Annotated in this window: 17 protein-coding genes; 5 read left to right on the top strand and 12 right to left on the bottom strand. The window is 53.1% G+C overall.

Translation table 11 applies throughout. The annotated features are described in order from the left end of the window. Positions 1-65: 65 nt before the first annotated feature. From FH974_RS24240 to FH974_RS24210, 7 genes are all read right to left on the bottom strand, one after another. On the bottom strand, positions 66-656 hold the full coding sequence (locus FH974_RS24240) for an NUDIX hydrolase (RefSeq protein ID WP_047885107.1): 591 nt from the start codon (positions 654-656) through the stop codon (positions 66-68). A gap of 33 nt (positions 657-689) precedes the next feature. Further along, on the bottom strand, positions 690-1,076 hold the full coding sequence (locus tag FH974_RS24235) for a carboxymuconolactone decarboxylase family protein (protein WP_047885108.1): 387 nt from the start codon (positions 1,074-1,076) through the stop codon (positions 690-692). A gap of 67 nt (positions 1,077-1,143) precedes the next feature. Beyond that, entirely contained in the window at positions 1,144-2,601 is a 1,458-nt protein-coding gene (locus tag FH974_RS24230; protein ID WP_047885109.1) for an NAD-dependent succinate-semialdehyde dehydrogenase, read from the bottom strand. A gap of 22 nt (positions 2,602-2,623) precedes the next feature. After that, the gene (locus FH974_RS24225; protein ID WP_047885110.1) at positions 2,624-3,136 is read right to left on the bottom strand and encodes a flavin reductase family protein; all 513 of its coding nucleotides are present in this window, start codon (positions 3,134-3,136) and stop codon (positions 2,624-2,626) included. A gap of 13 nt (positions 3,137-3,149) precedes the next feature. Beyond that, positions 3,150-4,628, bottom strand: coding sequence for an aldehyde dehydrogenase (locus FH974_RS24220; protein WP_047885111.1), 1,479 nt, complete (start codon positions 4,626-4,628; stop codon positions 3,150-3,152). Then, the gene (locus FH974_RS24215) at positions 4,618-5,439 is read right to left on the bottom strand and encodes an alpha/beta fold hydrolase (RefSeq protein ID WP_084712550.1); all 822 of its coding nucleotides are present in this window, start codon (positions 5,437-5,439) and stop codon (positions 4,618-4,620) included. The genes FH974_RS24220 and FH974_RS24215 overlap by 11 nt, the downstream gene beginning before the upstream one ends. A gap of 17 nt (positions 5,440-5,456) precedes the next feature. Continuing rightward, positions 5,457-6,059, bottom strand: a complete 603-nt coding sequence (locus FH974_RS24210; protein ID WP_047885113.1) for an amino acid synthesis family protein — start codon at positions 6,057-6,059, stop codon at positions 5,457-5,459. 564 nt (positions 6,060-6,623) lie between these two features. Here FH974_RS24210 and FH974_RS24205 point away from each other — a divergent pair. From FH974_RS24205 to FH974_RS24185, 5 genes are all read left to right on the top strand, one after another. Beyond that, positions 6,624-8,177 carry a BCCT family transporter gene (locus FH974_RS24205; protein WP_242551926.1) on the top strand — a complete coding sequence of 518 codons (1,554 nt, stop codon included), beginning with the start codon at positions 6,624-6,626 and terminating at the stop codon, positions 8,175-8,177. Positions 8,178-8,253: 76 nt separating this feature from the next. Further along, positions 8,254-9,285 (top strand): LLM class flavin-dependent oxidoreductase, encoded by a 1,032-nt coding sequence (locus FH974_RS24200; RefSeq protein ID WP_047885115.1) that lies wholly within the window; start codon positions 8,254-8,256, stop codon positions 9,283-9,285. A 190-nt stretch (positions 9,286-9,475) separates the two neighbouring features. Next, on the top strand, positions 9,476-9,760 hold the full coding sequence (locus tag FH974_RS24195; RefSeq protein ID WP_047885116.1) for a DUF1330 domain-containing protein: 285 nt from the start codon (positions 9,476-9,478) through the stop codon (positions 9,758-9,760). Positions 9,761-9,921: 161 nt separating this feature from the next. Further along, positions 9,922-10,659, top strand: a complete 738-nt coding sequence (locus tag FH974_RS24190; protein ID WP_047885117.1) for a GntR family transcriptional regulator — start codon at positions 9,922-9,924, stop codon at positions 10,657-10,659. A gap of 337 nt (positions 10,660-10,996) precedes the next feature. Continuing rightward, entirely contained in the window at positions 10,997-12,418 is a 1,422-nt protein-coding gene (locus FH974_RS24185; RefSeq protein WP_047885118.1) for a DUF1835 domain-containing protein, read from the top strand. 213 nt (positions 12,419-12,631) lie between these two features. On the opposite strand, the gene FH974_RS24180 is transcribed toward FH974_RS24185, so the two are convergent. Genes FH974_RS24180 through FH974_RS26295 form a run of 5 tightly spaced genes read right to left on the bottom strand, consistent with a single transcriptional unit; the run spans position 12,632 to position 16,999 of the window. Then, a complete protein-coding gene (locus tag FH974_RS24180) occupies positions 12,632-14,131 on the bottom strand; it encodes a sensor histidine kinase (protein WP_047885119.1) in 1,500 nt (499 codons plus the stop codon). Next, on the bottom strand, positions 14,118-14,777 hold the full coding sequence (locus tag FH974_RS24175; protein WP_047885120.1) for a response regulator: 660 nt from the start codon (positions 14,775-14,777) through the stop codon (positions 14,118-14,120). The genes FH974_RS24180 and FH974_RS24175 overlap by 14 nt, the downstream gene beginning before the upstream one ends. Positions 14,778-14,779: 2 nt before the next feature. Continuing rightward, on the bottom strand, positions 14,780-15,436 hold the full coding sequence (locus tag FH974_RS24170) for a tetratricopeptide repeat protein (RefSeq protein ID WP_422894367.1): 657 nt from the start codon (positions 15,434-15,436) through the stop codon (positions 14,780-14,782). A gap of 25 nt (positions 15,437-15,461) precedes the next feature. Further along, positions 15,462-16,280: an SDR family oxidoreductase gene (locus FH974_RS24165; RefSeq protein ID WP_047885121.1), complete on the bottom strand. Its 819-nt coding sequence runs from the start codon at positions 16,278-16,280 to the stop codon at positions 15,462-15,464. Continuing rightward, positions 16,277-16,999 (bottom strand): iron-containing redox enzyme family protein, encoded by a 723-nt coding sequence (locus FH974_RS26295; RefSeq protein ID WP_242551987.1) that lies wholly within the window; start codon positions 16,997-16,999, stop codon positions 16,277-16,279. Before FH974_RS26295 ends, FH974_RS24165 begins: the two co-directional genes overlap by 4 nt. Positions 17,000-17,045 lie beyond the last annotated feature (46 nt).

Here is a 17,045-nt window from a genome sequence, read left to right as displayed (position 1 = left end):
GGTTTAGTACTTAGTGTTTAGTGCCTGGTGTTTAGGCATTGGCCGTGTTTAATCTCGGGTGGTGTTCAGTTGAAACACGAGTTCGCGGTGCCAAAAGGGTGTACCAAACCCACATCGAAATTACCCATATACAGGCCAAACTGGCCGTGGCTTTCTTCATGGATATACCGACTCAGAATCTGGCCGATGGCCGGATAGGTCAGGTGGTGCCAGGGCACCTCATCTTTTGCCATGAAGGCCAACTCGGCGGTTTCATCACCAAACGGTTGTACAAAGCCGTCAAAACGCGCACGGAAAATGATGTAGACCTGATTCATCTGAGGAACGCTGAAAATAGAGTAAGGGCTGAGGAGATCCACTTTCGCCCCGGTTTCTTCCAGTACTTCACGGGCAGCGGCCTGTTCAACGGTCTCGCCATTCTCCATAAACCCTGCTGGAATGCTCCATTTGCCAGCCATTGGTTCAATGGCTCGTCGTCCCAGCAGAAATTTCCCCTGGTGCTCAATAATACAACCGGCAATGACTGTCGGGTTTTGGTAGATAACATGGCCGCACTGCTGGCAGACCGGCCGTAAATGTGTGTCACCAGGAGGCTGCTGTTGCCTGATCGCGTCAGCGCCACACTGTGAGCAATACCGGATTGTTTTATGCAACATACATCCTCCTGATGATGGTAAGTCCGCCGGGTACTAAGCGCTTACCGCAGGTTCATAGTTATCGATCACTTCTTTGGCCGTACGGAATGCATCCATGGCAGCCGGCACACCACAATAAATGGCCGTTTGCAGCAGAACTTCACGAATTTCTTCTTCTGAGCAACCGTTATTCAGGGCTCCACAAACATGCAGCTTGAGCTCGTGCGGACGATTCAGGGCGGTAATCATCGCCAGGTTGATTAAGCTGCGGGTTTTCAGCGGTAATGTATCTCGGCCCCAGACTTCACCCCAGCAGTAAGTTGTTACCAACTCCTGCATCGGGCGGGTGAAATCAGTGGCATTGTTGATGGCGTTGTCGACATAGTCGGCGCCAAGTACCTGACGGCGAATGGCCAGTCCTTGTTCGAATTTATCTGTCATGCGGTCATCCTTTTCTTATTGCGTTACTTCTTATCGCATCACTTTTAATGGATCTCTGGGGGGCCGCTTACAGGCCACCCATCAGCACGTATTTGGTTTCAAGGTAATCTTCAATGCCTTGACGGGCCCCTTCGCGGCCTAACCCAGACTCTTTCACTCCGCCGAACGGTGCGACTTCCGTGGAGATCAGCCCTTCGTTAATCCCAACCATGCCGGATTCCAGTGCTTCACTGACATACCAGGCCCGTTTGAGTGAACGGGTATAAGCGTAAGCGGCCAGCCCGGAATCTGTGTTGTTCGCACGGGCGATGACTTCATCATCTGAGCTAAAGCGGAAAATGGCAGCCAACGGACCAAAGGTTTCCTCATGTGCGACGCGCATATCGTCAGTGACATTGGTCAGGATGTGTGGCGGAAAGAATCCTGATCCCGCAAGAGGGGTCTGTCCAAAGCGCTTGGTTGCTCCTTTGGCCAATGCATCATCAATATGGCTTTGTACTTTTGCTACCGCGGAGGCATTGATCAATGGCCCGATGGTTGCACCGGGTTCGAAGCCGTCGGCGACTTTCAGGGCTGCCACGCGCTCAATCAGCTTGTCGACAAAAGCGTCGTAGACGGCATCGTGGACATACAGGCGGTTGGCGCACACGCAGGTTTGTCCGGCATTGCGGAATTTGGCTACCATGACACCGTCAATCGCAGCGTCAAGATCGGCATCATCGAACACAATAAACGGCGCGTTTCCGCCCAGCTCTAGTGAAAGTTTTTTCACGGAGTGAGCTGATTGCTCCATTAGCAGTTTGCCAATAGCGGTTGAACCGGTGAATGAAATCTTCTTCACCGTTTTACTACGGGTAAGGGCTCCACCAATGGCGACAGCATCTCCGGTTAATACACTAAACAGCCCGGCCGGAATGCCAGCCCGTTCTGCCAGAAGTGCCAGCGCCAAAGCCGTCAATGGGGTTTCCGGGGCTGGTTTCAGCACCACAGCACATCCTGCGGCAAAGGCCGGACCGCATTTGCGGGTGATCATTGCTGCAGGAAAGTTCCAAGGCGTAATTGCCCCAACGACGCCAATCGGTTCACGGCTAACCACGATGCGTGCGTCCGGTTTGTGGCTGGGAATGACTTCGCCATAAGTGCGTTTGGCCTCTTCGGCAAACCATTCAATAAAGCTGGCGGCATAAGCAATTTCGCCTTTGGCCTCGGCCAGTGGTTTACCTTGCTCTGTTGTCAGGATCGTGGCCAGATCATCGGTGTTATCGAGGATTAACTGATACCAGTTTCTCAACACTGCCGAGCGAGCTTTCGCCGTCAGCGTTTTCCAGGCTTTCTGCGCTTGTTCGGCGGCTTCGATTGCAGCCAGGGTTTCAGATTCGCCAAGGGAAGGGACGTGCGCAATCACCTCGCCGTTGGCCGGATTCGTGACCGGCAGAGCGGCGCCATCGGCGGCATTTACCCATTGTCCGGCAACGTAGCAATGTGTCTGGAACAAGCTTGAATCATGTAGTTTCACGGTGGTCATCCTTTTCAACGTGCTTGAGTAATTAGCCCATTTCAGGCAGCGATCCCATTTTGCTGCGACAGTACAACAGCGGTGACACGGTGTTGGTATCCGCCAGCTCGGCGTGGAGAATCTGCCCGACTAGAATGGCGTGATCGCCGCCGGGATAGTCATTCCACAGTTCGCATTCCATGACCGCGAGTGCCCCCTGAATGACTGGCAGGCCATTGGCACTCTTCTCGATGTCGAGCCCTTGCGACTTATCGATGCCTTTTTTGGCAAATTGGTAGGCAATGGCTTGTTGATCATCGGCCAGAATGTGGATGGCAAACTTTTGGGTGTCTTTGATCACCGGGTATGAATCTGAGTTGTAACTAGGGCAAACCAGCACTAGGGCCGGGTCCATCGACAATGCGCTGAACGCACTGGCGGTAAAGCCCACGACATCACCCAGATCGTTATACGCGGTGATGACAGTGACGCCGGTAGGGAATTGCCCCATGATATTTTTGTACAGATCCGGAGAAACGGCGGTGGTCGCTTGTTCAATAGACATGTTGAGTCCCTTCTTAACGCATAATAAACGGGTCAGCCATCGGTTCGGATGAGGTGTTAATCCACACCGTTTTGAGCTGGGTAAAGTCATTAATGGCATCGCTGCCACACTCCCGGCCATAGCCGCTCTGGCCATAACCGCCAATCGGGGCGGCCGCCGAAACGGCACGATAGGTATTGACCCACACAATGCCTGAACGAATCCCCTTGATCATGCGATGTGCTTTGGCCAGATTCTGCGTCCAGATTCCAGCGGCCAAACCGTATTGGGTATCGTTCGCCAGCGCCAGTGCTTCGGCTTCATCGGCAAACGGAATGACGGTGGCGACGGGGCCGAAAATTTCTTCCTGCACGACAGTGTCGCTATGGCGGGTGCATTCCAGAATGGTTGGGGTGTAGTACCAGCCTGCGGCGAGATCGGCACGTTTACCGCCGGTTCTCAATCGAGCCCCTTCTGTTAACGCGATATCGACGTATTTCTCAACGGTTTCCAGCTGTGCTTTCGTGGCCATCGGCCCCATTTCCGTCTCAGGCTGAGCCGGGTCACCGATGACGATACGTTCCGCCCGGGCAGTCAGCTTGCTGACGAACTCGTCGTAGATATCCTGCTGTACCAGCAGGCGTGAGCCTGACACACAGCTTTGCCCTGCGGCCGCGAAAATTCCGGCAACGGCTCCGTTGACCGCACTGTCGATATCCGCATCACTGAAAATGATATTGGGGGATTTCCCGCCCAGCTCCAGCGAGAGTTTGGCGTAGTTTTCAGCAGAGTTACGAATCACATGCCGGGCACTTTCACCGCCGCCGGTGAAAGCCACTTTGCGTACTAATGGGTGACGGGTCAGTGCGTCGCCGCACGGCAGGCCGTACCCGGTGATCACATTGACAGCGCCTGCCGGGAAACCGGCTTCCATTACCAGACGTCCCAGTTCCAGCAAGGTGGCAGATGCGTGTTCTGATGGCTTGAGTACCACAGTGTTCCCGGCTGCCAGTGCCGGGGCGATCTTGATAGCGGTCAGATACAACGGTGAGTTCCAGGGAATGATACCGGCGATTACCCCGAGCGGTTCACGAACGGTGTAGGCGAACATGTCGGGTTTATCCAGTGCCAGCGTTTCCCCTTCGGTTTTGTCAGCCAGTCCGGCGAAGTAATAGAAAAACTCCGGTAAGTAACGGACCTGGGCAAGGGTCTCTCGGATCAGCTTGCCGTTATCACGGCTTTCCAGTTCGGCCAGTTGCGAGGTGTTGTCTGCAATAAGATCACCCAGGCGGCGCAGCAGTTTTCCGCGCTGTGCCGCAGTGGTCAATGCCCACGCCGCAGACAGAAAAGTGTTATGCGCCGATTGAACCGCACGATCCACATCCTGCTCATCAGCAAACGGGAAGGTAGCCCACGGCTGTTCAGTGGCCGGGTTGTAGCTGTCAAAGGTCTTGCCGCTCTGAGCGGGTACCCATTGCCCGTCGATCAGCATCTGAAATTTCTCAAGCGCCATGAACGACCTCCTGTAGTGTCACTTGCTCACGCTGGCGGGTTAAGAACGACATCAACATGTCGTTGATCATCTGTGGAGATTCCACAGGCATCATGTGTCGCTGACCATCTAAAATCACAACGTCTGCGTTTGGCAGATAACTGGCCAGCATTTTTGCCATACGGGGTGTCGAACCGACATCTTGTTCCCCGGTGGCAACCAACACTGGAATATGCAGTGATTTAAGACGCTCACGTCCATAATTATCATGTTGTCCGAATAACTGATAGGTCTGTAAGTAACCCGTCGGGCTGTTAGTGATAATGCGCTTTTTAAAGGCGGCAACCTGTGCCGGGCTAGCGCCGCGGTACTCTTTGCTGAACCAGCGCTCAATCGCAGCCTCAACGTTGGCACCCGGCCCTTTTGCTTTCACTTCGTCACAGCGGGACAACACGTTATTCCGTTGTTGCTCGGTACGGTCAAAGACGCTGTTTAAAATCACCATTCTGTCGATACGGTGGGGGTATTTCAGGGCAAAAGCTCTGGCGACCAGCCCGCCCATCGAAAAGCCCACCACAGTGACAGGCTTGTTCAATGCCAGAGTACTGATCAGGCGTTCCAGTTGATCGGCATAATCCTCAATACAGGCAGCGTCGGGTGGCTCCGGGCTGTCACCGTGTCCGAGCATGTCGTACCCAATCAGATGAAAGTGCTGTTTCAGCCCGGCGATCTGACCGCCCCACATGGATTTATCCAGTCCTACACCATGTATGAAGATAACGGTGTCGCCATCTCCACATGAAAAGTAGCTGGTTCCATCAACTAATTTCATGCTTTCCATAGGCATCCTTATTGCTGTTCACGAGCGGCTTTTTCTTGTGCCAGCTCTTCAAGGTCAATGTATCGGTTGCCAATTCGGGGATGCACGCGGCCGCCGTCAGATGCACCCAGCACCACCACAATTTCATTTGCTGCCGGTGCATCTTCGATCTTCATTTCCAGGGTGATGTAGTGAGAGCGCATGCCTTCGTCATCTTTGTGCATCATCGGAATCTGGATGGACGTTCCCGCCGAGCCGCGTTTGTTGGTAAAGCTCAGGTAGCTTTTGGCATTCACAGCTTCTCGATAGTGGTTGCCAAAACGCAGGGTGTGGATGACCGCTGATGCGTGTTCAATCTCACCCTCAACGCCGACAACTGCCGCTTTGCCATAGGCCTCAATGTTTTCACTGCCGCCCATGACGGCGCATAACTTATCGACAATCAAGGCCCCCAGTTCTGAACAGCCATCAATGATTTCCGGACGCAGGTTTTCAACAAATCCTTTTCCGTGCCAAGGGTTTTCAATAACGACGGCAACGCCAGCCATTCTGATCGGTTTTTCCCCAGCTTTACCGCCTTCGATATGGGTTTCTTCGATATAGGTGCACACCTTTCTGATGTTAAAAGCCATTGCCGTTTTCCTCTTTGGTTAGGTCATTGCGAGAACCTGCTCCCGCTTGTTGTATTATGGTATACCAAACCTAGAGGTCAAAAAGAAAGCGTTATTAAACCATAAACTGCGGCTCTGGTTGATGTTGATTTACATTTTATGATTAAAAATCAATTATTTATATCGTTATGTTCTGTATCTTAAGATATTTACTAAATTATCAAAAAGTGATCAATGATCACAGAATGTTAAAAAAGATAATCTGTTGAAGTGTTCGTTTTTATTATTGTTATTTAAATTAATCTTAATAAAAACAATAATTTGATAGGTTCGTGTGTGTTAAGTGTTTGTTAATTGTATGCCTTGAAGCATGGTTTTTTGGTGTTATGGTATACCAAGAGATACATTAAAATATTCACCGCAGATGCTGGTGAGATAACAAGGGGTGTCCAAAGTTGAAGTGGCCACAGGGTTACTGCAGTTCGGCTAAGGCACAATTAACAGCGTGATATGGAGCAATCCGGCATGATTTCCAATAACAACATGGTTAACAGGAAAGGGATATTTCGAGGGGTTAACCAGACCATGACCATAGCCTCTCTGGCTATGGTGTCAGCATTTGTGCTTTTTTCCGTTCTGCAGATCGATCTGGCAAACACGGTCTACAACGGGGTTAAGCAGTGGATTACCGCTAACTTTGGCTGGTATTACATTGCCGCCGTTGCCGTTATTTTTGTTTTTTCGGTCTGGGTAACTTTCAGTAAATTCGGGGATGTCCGGTTAGGAAAAGATACCGATCGCCCGGAATTCAATAACTTCACCTGGTTTGCCATGCTGTTCAGTGCGGCCGTGGGGACGGGGCTGATGTTCTGGAGCATCGCTGAGCCACTGACTTATCTTCAGGGGAATCCCTTTGCTGAAATGGCGCAGGTTGCACCTGGAACGCAGGAAGCTGCGCAAATCGCCATGCGAATCACCATTTTTCACTGGGGATTCAACGCCTGGAGCGTCTATGTACTGGTCGGGTTGATTCTCGCTTATTTTGCGTACCGTAAAGGGTTGCCGCTGACCATCCGTTCTGCGTTATACCCCATTCTTGGCAAACGTATTTACGGGCCAATTGGGCATGCTGTTGATCTACTGGCTATTTTCAGCACTTTGTTTGGTACGGCGACAACCCTGGGGCTGGGGGTTTCTCAAATGAACGCCGGGCTTAACTACCTGTTCGGTATCGAGATTAACTCCGTAAATCAGCTGATTCTGATTGTCGTGGTGGGTTCGGTCGCTACGTTCTCTGCGGTCTCCGGTCTGCAAAAAGGCATTAAGCTGCTCAGCCAGTGGAATGTGCGCATCAGCTCAATCCTGTTTCTGTTCTTTGTGATTGCCGGTCCAACGGCGTACTTATTTGGCGCATTCTTTACCAACTTGGGGGATTACCTGGCGAACTTCGTATCCATGTCGCTGTGGGTTGATCCTCAACCTGAACGTCAGTGGCAGGGCTGGTGGACGATTTTCTACTGGGCATGGTGGCTGAGCTGGGGCCCATATGTGGGGATTTTCATTGCCCGTATTTCAAAAGGGCGCACCATCCGCGAACTGATGCTGGGCGGCATCGTGAGCAGCACCCTGGGTGCCTTCACCTGGATCACTATTATGGGCGGGACAGCCAGCTTTATCGAACTGCATGGCGTGGGTGGTCTGACTGATGTCGTGAATGAAAACCTGACCATGGTTCTGTACAGCACCATCGAAGCCATTAATGTGCACTGGCTGACTTGGCCAATGGCTGCGCTGGCAACCTTGATGATTATCTCCTGGTTCGTTACTTCCGCTGATTCGGCCACGCTGGTGATTTGCACCATTCTGTCGATGGGTGATGACCATCCGCCAATTCGCATGCGCGTGGTATGGGGAGCAGGTTTAGGTGTGGTAGCCGGTATTCTGTTGATGGCTGGCGGTTTACAAGGGCTTCAGGCTGCTTCAATCGCCGCGGCACTCCCTTTTTCCCTGGTATTGATCGTCATGGGGTATTGCCTGATGAAAGATTTGTATACCAGCACTGAATACCAGGCATCACCAAGCCAAGACCCGGCACCCAAAGTGAACAAATTTAAGCCCGCCCCGGCACTTTCTAAGTGATCAGGGCAATCCAATGGCGGGCTATCAATCACAAGACAAGCCCAAGCAAACAAAACGACAAGAAAGGAAACTTGACATGAAATTCTCCTTATTCCTTCACATGGAACGCTACGATGAGAGCAAAACTCACCAGCAGTCACTGGCTGAACTGACGGAGCTTGTGCAAATTGCTGAGCAAGGTGGTTTTGAAATGGCCTGGATTGGTGAACACCATGCTATGGAGTTTACCATTGCCCCGAACCCGCTTAATTTCATTGCTTATCTGGCGGATAAAACGAGCACTATCCGCTTAGGCGCAGGAACGTTTATCGCTCCGTTCTGGCATCCGGTGAAGCTGGCTGGTGAAGCGGCGCTGGCCGATATCATGTGTAACGGACGCCTGGAATTCGGGATTGCCCGTGGCGCGTATCAGGCAGAATTTGATCGGGTCATGAATGGTATGCCATCTGCAGATGGCGGCAAATACCTGCGTGAAATGGTGCCTGCGCTGCAGAAGTTATGGGCGGGTGATTATGCCCATGACGGTGAGCTGTTCCAGTTCCCAACCACGACCAGCGTGCCTAAGCCGCTTCAGCAGCCGCATCCGCCAATGTGGATTGCTGCCCGGGATCCGGATTCGCACAATTTTGCCGTCAGCGCCGGCTGCAATGTCATGGTGACTCCGCTGCAAAAAGATGATGAAGAAGTTCAGGATCTTATGCACAAATTCAATGACGCGATTGCGAACAATCCGCAGGTGAGTCGTCCCGATATCATGCTGCTTCGCCATACGTTCGTCGGCGAAAATGAGCAGGAGTTGCAAGCGGGTACAGACGCTCTGCACCACTGGTATGCCATGTTCATGGCCTGGGCGAAAAACACACAGACCCCAGACAATGGGTTTGTAAACCGCTTGAGCACCGAAGATCTCGGCGAGAGCTTCAGCCCGTCGGCATTGCGTAACAATCTGGCTGTGGGCACCCCGGACGAGGTCATCGCGCGTTTGAAATACTACGAGTCGCTGGGGGTAAGCCAGTACAGCTACTGGGCTGATAACAGTTTAAGTTTTGAGGAGAAGAAAAAGTCCCTGCAGTTGTTCATCGAAAAGGTAATGCCTGCCTTTCAGTAAACGGTTTGACTGACAGTTTCTTTCTGCCTTGCCCCACTGCCTGGTGGGGCTTTTTTGACGACTTTATTTTGACCCGCTTGTTTACCGAATCATTCATTCAGGCATTAACCCAAGTGGTTCACTCAGCAAGCGCCTCAACACTTAACTTAACAAATCACTCGACAGCAACCCAAAGCGGTTAGGAGGAATCATGAAAGGGTATTGGATCGCTCATGTCACCGTTCATCATCCTGAAAAATATCGTTCTTATACCGACCTGGCACCGGCGGCATTTCAGCAATTTAATGGCCAGTTACTGGCCCGCGGCGGACGTTTTACGCAGTTGGAAGGAAACGAACATCAACGGAATGTCATCATTGAATTCCCGTCGTTTGAACAGGCGCTGAACTGCTACCATTCCGACAGCTATCAGAAGGCCAAAGTACACCGGGCTGGCATCGCCACGGCACAAGTTGTCATTGTCGAAGGTGTATAATCAAAGTGTTATGTGTGGAAAAGGCCATGCCTAGCACAAAAATTACCTTAAATCGTTATTTGCTATCACTTATAATGAGCCCCGCCCACACTAAATATATGGATGCATGGTGCTGTAGTTTACTTCGGTCTATGCCATCCCACGACCAGTAGGATATCAAGATGATCAGGCAACCCACGCAACTAATGAAGATAGAAAACAGTCGGATTCCGTTGCGCGAGAAAGTGCTGGCAACCTTACGCAGTGCCATTATGAATTTTCAGCTTCTTCCCGGAGATCGCCTGGTTGAACGGGATCTCTGTGACATGCTGGGAGTCAGCCGGACGTCGGTACGTGAAGCACTGCGCCACCTCGAATCCGAAGGGCTGGTTGATTACCTGGAAAACAAAGGGCCGATTGTTACCAAGTTAACGCTGGAAACCGCGAAAGAGATTTACGAGCTGCGAGCCAGCTTAGAAAGCCTGATTGTTCAGCTGTACACCATCAATGCGTCTGACAAGCACCTGCAGATGCTGGAAACCACACTTCATCTGCTGACGCGTCGCCTGACACAGGGGAATGTTTCCAACATCCTCGACAGCGTCAATGATTTTTACGAGCTGCTGTATGAAGGGTGCGGTAACCAGACGGCGGCGAAACTGCTGCGCCAGCAACAGGCGCGTATCAACCTGCTACGTGCCACATCGATTTCCCAGGAAAATCGATACATGGAGAGTATTGAAGAGATGAGCGCGATCGTTGATGCCATTGTGCAGCGTGATGTTGCCGCGGCACACCGAGCCTGCGTAAAACATATTCAGCGCGCCTCGGAAGTGGCGTTGACGGCGATGGCGGCAAAGGAAGGCGTGTCTGTTGTCCCGACAATTTTTGTCAGTGAGCAGTCGCTGATTAGTGCATAACGGCTGTTTTGTTCCGGGTAGCTCAGATTCACTTAAGGCTCAAAAATCGAGCCTGCAAGTCGCAATGTCGCTGAAAAGCAAGCAAATTCCAGTCGCGCGGCAACGCACGGCGTGATGTGTTGGTCGTTCACGTTTTTGGGTTTTACTCGCTCGTCCCGCTTTGCAACGTTTGGCGGGTGTTATATCCTTTCCGCAGGCGCTACCTGCGCCACCGGCTCGCGGAAAGGATGAAATCCAAGGTAACTTTAACTGAGAGCGGCAGATTGTGCCGCTGCCTACAACTTGTTTTGCCTTCTCTTCTGCCGGGCGAGCACAGAAGCATGAGACAGGTGAAATCATGACAACTCACAACGCTTTTTCCTTGCGTCTCGACGTGTTGAAACGCCGAGCCAAGCAACGTCTGAAAGCCCTTAAGCACAGCGATTCGCAAGAATGGCAGCAGGTGCGGGCGCATCACCCCAAAGCAATGTCGCTGAATACGGACAATATTCGGCTGGCTGATATTCAGCTGGTTATTGCTCGTGAGCTGGGTTTGCCCAGTTGGGCCCAGTTGAAAGTGCACACTGACCAGTTGGATTATCACCGGCAGCAGATTGCGCACAAGGTCGCCCCGCTTGACAATGACCAACGCACTTTGCATGTGCGGTGTGGTCACGACATTCAGCATCGACTGACGGAAGCCGGATTCACCGGCGATTTCCTGCCCTATATCGACCCGTTTTGTCTGGGACCTCTCGACCGCGATCCCCGGCGCTGCGAGGCTGTGCGAGCGCGCTTTGTTCGTCAGCATTTACTGACGGCGATGGGCGATACGATCACGACGGAAGCCATGTTACTTGCCGACGGGCAGCAAAAGCGCGCTCAGTTGCTCGACTCGACCTATGAACGGCTGGTGCTATGGGTTGAACACGACAATTATGATCAGCTGATGATGGTGCGGGTGTTGGCCGAGTGGTGTGCACATATGGTGTCGCCCGGGGCGGATCAAAAACCGCAGCCTGTGCTTGAGCTAATTGAGGTGAACCGGTTCCCGGGACAGGACAGGTTTATCGGGCTGGGACAATTACCGGCGGAGGGTTTGCGGGCATTGTGGCAGTCGCGACGATCTGTCAGTGAAGCAATGATGACCACGGCGAGTCGGGTTTGGGATGCGCTGTGTGATGAGTCACCCATGTCGTTAGTGCGGTTACTCTCCTCGTCAGGGCAATGGGCTCAGTTGCCCAATCTGGCTGCGGTATTGCGTCGTCATCTTCAGGAACTACCGCATCAGAACTCCGGGCTGGGACTGACCCAGTGGCTGGCACTGGAGGCGCTGGCAACTGAAGGGGATGCTCTGACCGGGCAGACAGGCGACAGCAAGTTAATACAGGACAAAGAGCACCACACAGGAGTGCCTTTTACGACCCTGTTCCAACGCTATCAGGCTTTGGAGCCGCTGCCTTTTCTGGGGGATGTCATGCTCTGGGCGGTAATTAAGCCGCTGCTGGTGGGAGACAATGCTTTAGTGCAGCGTGTCAGCATCGCAGAGAGCAACCCGGACAGTGCGAACAATGTTGATAATACTGGGCAACAACCCCTGACGGAGTCTGACTGGATGCGCCACAAGCTGGCACTGACAGCGCTGGGCTGGCAAGTCGTCAGGCATCGCCAAACTGCCAGTTGGGGTGAGTACGCCGTGGGCGGTATACCGGTTCGCCCTGACCGTGCGTGGATTTGGGATCACCAGAATCTGTCGACCCTGACGCTGAAGTCGGGCTGACCCCGCCTTTTTGTCTGTGTGGCCTCTTTGTGCGGCTTAACTTTCTGTCACTTACTTTGGTGTCACTTATTTTTTGGTCACTTAATTTGGTGCCTGCTAGCTTGTGACGGCTATCTTGTGCTTAATATCGGCACCGTTCAGAGGCAAAATTGCCCTGAAAAGACATAAAAAAAGCGCGCAGATATTGCGCGCTTTGTGTCTGACGTTCAGCGGTTAACCCGCAGGATGGGGCTCATTCCGGGTTTTGGCGATGACATTTACCGGTGCAATCTGAGCTGAGCGGGCCGGTAATTTCACCCGAAACTGGTTGCCTCGAGGGCCGGAGGCCGGTAACAGTTCGATGCTGCCGCCATGCAGCGACGCAATATCTTTGATGATCGACATGCCCAGTCCGGCTCCGTCACCGCGTTCGGTATGGGCACGAAAGAACTTTTCGAAAATCTTATCCCTCAGGCTATCCGGAATGGCTTCTCCGCTGTCACTGACCGTGACTTCTACCCAGTCTTTGGTGGTGGACAGGGTAACGGTAATGTCAGCCTCTTTACCGGCGTAGCGAATCGCATTGTCCATCAGGTTACTGAACAACACCGACAGGAGGATCGGGTAGCCCATGATGCGGACGGATTCCGGTCCGTCGAGGGCCAGATGCTGGTCATTTTTCAGCGCCAGCGGCACCAGATTGGCAATAACGTTACGCAGGTTTTCAGCCAGATCCAGCGATTCGATGTGCTGATTATGGTGCGCTTCAACACGGGACAGCATAAGCAGTTGCTGAATAACCCGGTCGGTACGCTCAATACCGCGCAAAATCTGTTGCAGGTCAGAGCGCAGCTCATGGTGTTGCTGGCGGCTCAGGGCATCTAGGGCATTTTCCGCATTCAGGCGTAATACTGCCAGCGGGGTTTTCAGCTCATGGGCCGCAGTCTGGGTCAGCCGTTTTTCCCGGCTCCAGGCTTTTTCTACCTCGCCCAGCATGTAGTTGAGCTGCCGGACCAATGGTTCCAGCTCGATGGTCGGGTGTTTGACGCTGATGGCGTCTAGCCGGTTGATATGTCGTTCGGAGATCGCCTGACGCAGTTCATTGATCGGACGGAAAAATTTGTTGGTGATCAGAATCAGCGTGACAGCCAGTACGGCTATCAGTATCAGCTGCGGGGCGGCGGTGGATACCGCGATTTCGTTGATCAGCTCACGGCGAATCGCCTGTTTCTCGGCCACCACCAGATAGGCCGGTTTCAGCAGGCCGTGCTGAGGGGGTAACTCAATCTGAAAGCGCCGCCACGGCTCACCGTTAATCTCGACTTTACCATAACCCAGCGTACCGGGCTCTCCGATCAGAGTATCCGGTGCGCCGGGTGATTTGATCAGAATCTCGCCCTGACTGTAGAACTGAAACATCAGGTTCTGTTCGTAAGGGTGCCCGTAAGGGGTGAGGGTATCGTCATCGCCGCCGCCGTAGCGCTGAATGTTCTGATACCAGCCCGAATACGCCTGGGCTCGGATATCAGCAGGCTCGCGCAGCAGATGCGGCATGCTCAGGGCCAGAATTTTGGCCGACTGACCAAGCCTGGCATCGTACACTTCATCAATCTCGTGGTGGGCTTCAAAGAAAATCGACACCCAAGAGATGAGTACCAAAAACGCAGCGACCCCCACCGAGGTGAGGATCAGTCTGCGTTTGATGGAAAAAGGCTTGGCGTCAGCTGTTTTCAATGATGTACCCCACACCGCGGATATTTTTAATCAGCTTACTGCCGACTTTTTTGCGCAGGTTATGAATGTGCACTTCGATGGCGTTATCGCTGGCCAGTTCATCCCAGCCGTGCAATGCCTGCTGCAGCGCTTCTTTACTGAGTACCCGACCGGATTGGGTCGCCAGCGTCGCCAGCAGCTTAAATTCATTTTTGGTCAGTTTGATCGGGTTGCCCTGTACATACACGTCATTGTTTTTCAGCGACAGGGTGAGATCGCCGATTTCCAGCACCGGATCGGTACTGCCTGCCACCCGACGGATTAATACCCGCAGGCGAGCCAGCAGTTCTTCCAGCGCGAACGGCTTGACCAGATAGTCATCGGCACCGCCATCAAGCCCTTTGACTCGGTCATCAATGTCATCGCGGGCGGTAAGGATCAGAATCGGCAGGGTGTGGCCACTGCGACGCACGCGGCGCAGCACATCCAGCCCGTCGGTATCGGGCAGGGTTAAATCCAGAATAATGGCCATGAAAGACTCGGTTTTGAGCGCCAGCTCGACACCATTGCCGAGCTGTAACCAGTCCACGGTATAGCCATGGCGGCTAAGGGAAGCCACCATGGATTGACCGAGCATGGCATCGTCTTCTACTAACAGAATGCGCATGGTTATTGCAGTTCCTTCAACTTGTTGGCAATTTCCATCTGCCGTCCTTTGTCAGCCAGCTGGCGACCGGTACGAGGGCTCGCCTTCTGGGCTTTCTTCAGGTATGCAATGGCTTCGGATTTGCGTCCGTCCTGGGCCAGAAAATCACCGTAGAAAAAGTTCGGGTCGATGCCGTTGGGGTTAATCGCCAGGGCTCGTTTTAGCATGGATTCGGCTTTGTCATCATCGCCAAAGCCAATCGGCCAGCCAGGTACCTGGTAGTATAGTGTACCCAAACTGGTATAAGCGGAACCTTCCAGCACGTTTGGATTCGACTGGATCACGCTTTCCAGCAAAGACTTAGACTCTTTCACCAGCGACAGGGCACTCAGTCCGCCATCTACCCCGGCCAGCGTACTTTTGTTGATCGCCAGCCAGACTTTCAGATCGTCTCGTTTAGGCTGACGACTTACCGCTTTCTGGTTGATATCAATCAGCTTTTCCAGACATTCTACCTGATTGTCTTTGTTGAAGGTGTCATATTTACATTTTGCCCACTGATGCTGAATATCGCTCAGCGTGTTGTCGTCTGCCGCTTGCGTCAGGGCTGACATTGCCAACAGGCTCAGGGCTACGGCGACGGGTGCCAAAGCAGAAATCCGTGAATGACGTTTCATCATCTTATCTCCTGTGCATTCGCCGCTGTTACGGCAGTTTTCTTGCAAAATCAGTGATGGTTGCGTGTTGCTTACGAATCGATGCTGTCACAACCTTCGGGATCAACTGGTTCAGTCTGACAAACAGTTTTTCCGGCCAGCCCAGCCAGCGGGCAGGGGTTTCCTGCTCGAGGCTATGCACGATAGCCGTCGCGACCGCCTCCGGACTGTCTGTTTTATTGCCCAGTTGCTGGTTTAATTCGGTGACCCGCTGATCATTGAGGTCCGTATCGGTGGCGCGTGGGCCAAGGTACTGCACTGTGATACCGCTGTCGGACAGCTCCCGGTTCAGGGCTTCGCTGAACCGATACAATCCGGCCTTACCGGCACAGTAAGTGGTATAGCCGGGATAGCCGATCGCCCCGAATGTCGAGCCGATATTCATGATCTGGCCGGGGTGGTTCAGCCATGACATCGCCTTCTGACACAGCAGGATCGGGGCCAGCAGGTTGAGCTGAAGTTCCCGGGTGATCGCTTCGCTGCTGCGCTGCGCCAGATAAGCAAACTCGTTGCTGCCGGCGTTGTTAATCAGCATGTCGATGGTGATTCCCTGATCGCGCCATGTCAGGCACTGGCGATGCAGCGCTTCTATGTCGTCCGGCTGCGAAAGGTCGGCGCACAGGCTCAGGTGTTGCGCTGGAGTGACCGATTCCCCCCGGCTGATCTGGTGCAGCAGGGCGCCCAGCTTACTCTGGTTGCGGCCAACAAGAATCAGGTTAGCCCCCTTGGCAGCCAGCTGGCGGGCAAGGGCGGACCCGATGCCGCCGGTCGCGCCTGTCAGCAGTATCCGTTTATTGGTCAGTTTCATGCACATGCTCCCTGCGTATCTTGGGTGGCCTGCTCAGCGCTATTGTCACTAATTGGCAAGTTGTGCAGCATCTGCCCGTACAGGCGGTAAACCATGTCGGCACCGTCAAGAATGGCTTGCTGGTCAGCCGGATCCGTAATGCGGTTCATCAGCCCTTCAAACAGCTGAATGTGCTCCTGATCGAGCGAGCTGTGAGAAATCAGGTAGCTCATAGCGCTGTTAGGCAGGTTCAGGGTTTTCTGGATCATCGCTGCCATTTCACCGCCGGAGGCCACACTGGTGCCTTCCAGTACCCACACCATGCCGAAGAAAGCCAGCGGGTTGCAGCGGTCAATCTGGTGATACAGGTATGCGACCATTAGTTCAATATCGCTGCCGACCCGGCCTTTGCCCTGATTGGCACGAACGGCATCGGCGTCAGCACCGCAGGCCGTCAGGTCGTTGAGGATCCACTCATGGTGGCCTTTTTCCTCTTCAATATATTCACCGATGGCCTGACGTAGCCATTCATAGCGTTCCGGCAATCGGGAGCCGCAGGCCATCAGCAGTGGGACTGTGTGTTTTACGTGATGGTATGCCTGAGTTAGAAACGCGGTATACGTGTTAAGGGTGACATTTCCCTGCGCGCAGGCAGCAAAGACCGGCGCACGGTACATGGTGTCGCGGGCAGGCTGGGTGTGTTGCACCAGCTGGTCAAAGAAAGCGGTTTCGTTGGTCATAGTCGTATCCTTGTTGAGCTGCCATTTCACAATGGGCTGAAAATCG

This window comes from Photobacterium ganghwense (assembly GCF_017329545.1).
GTDB classification, from domain to species: Bacteria; Pseudomonadota; Gammaproteobacteria; order Enterobacterales; family Vibrionaceae; genus Photobacterium; species Photobacterium ganghwense.
This window is presented reverse-complemented; position numbering and strand designations above follow the sequence as displayed.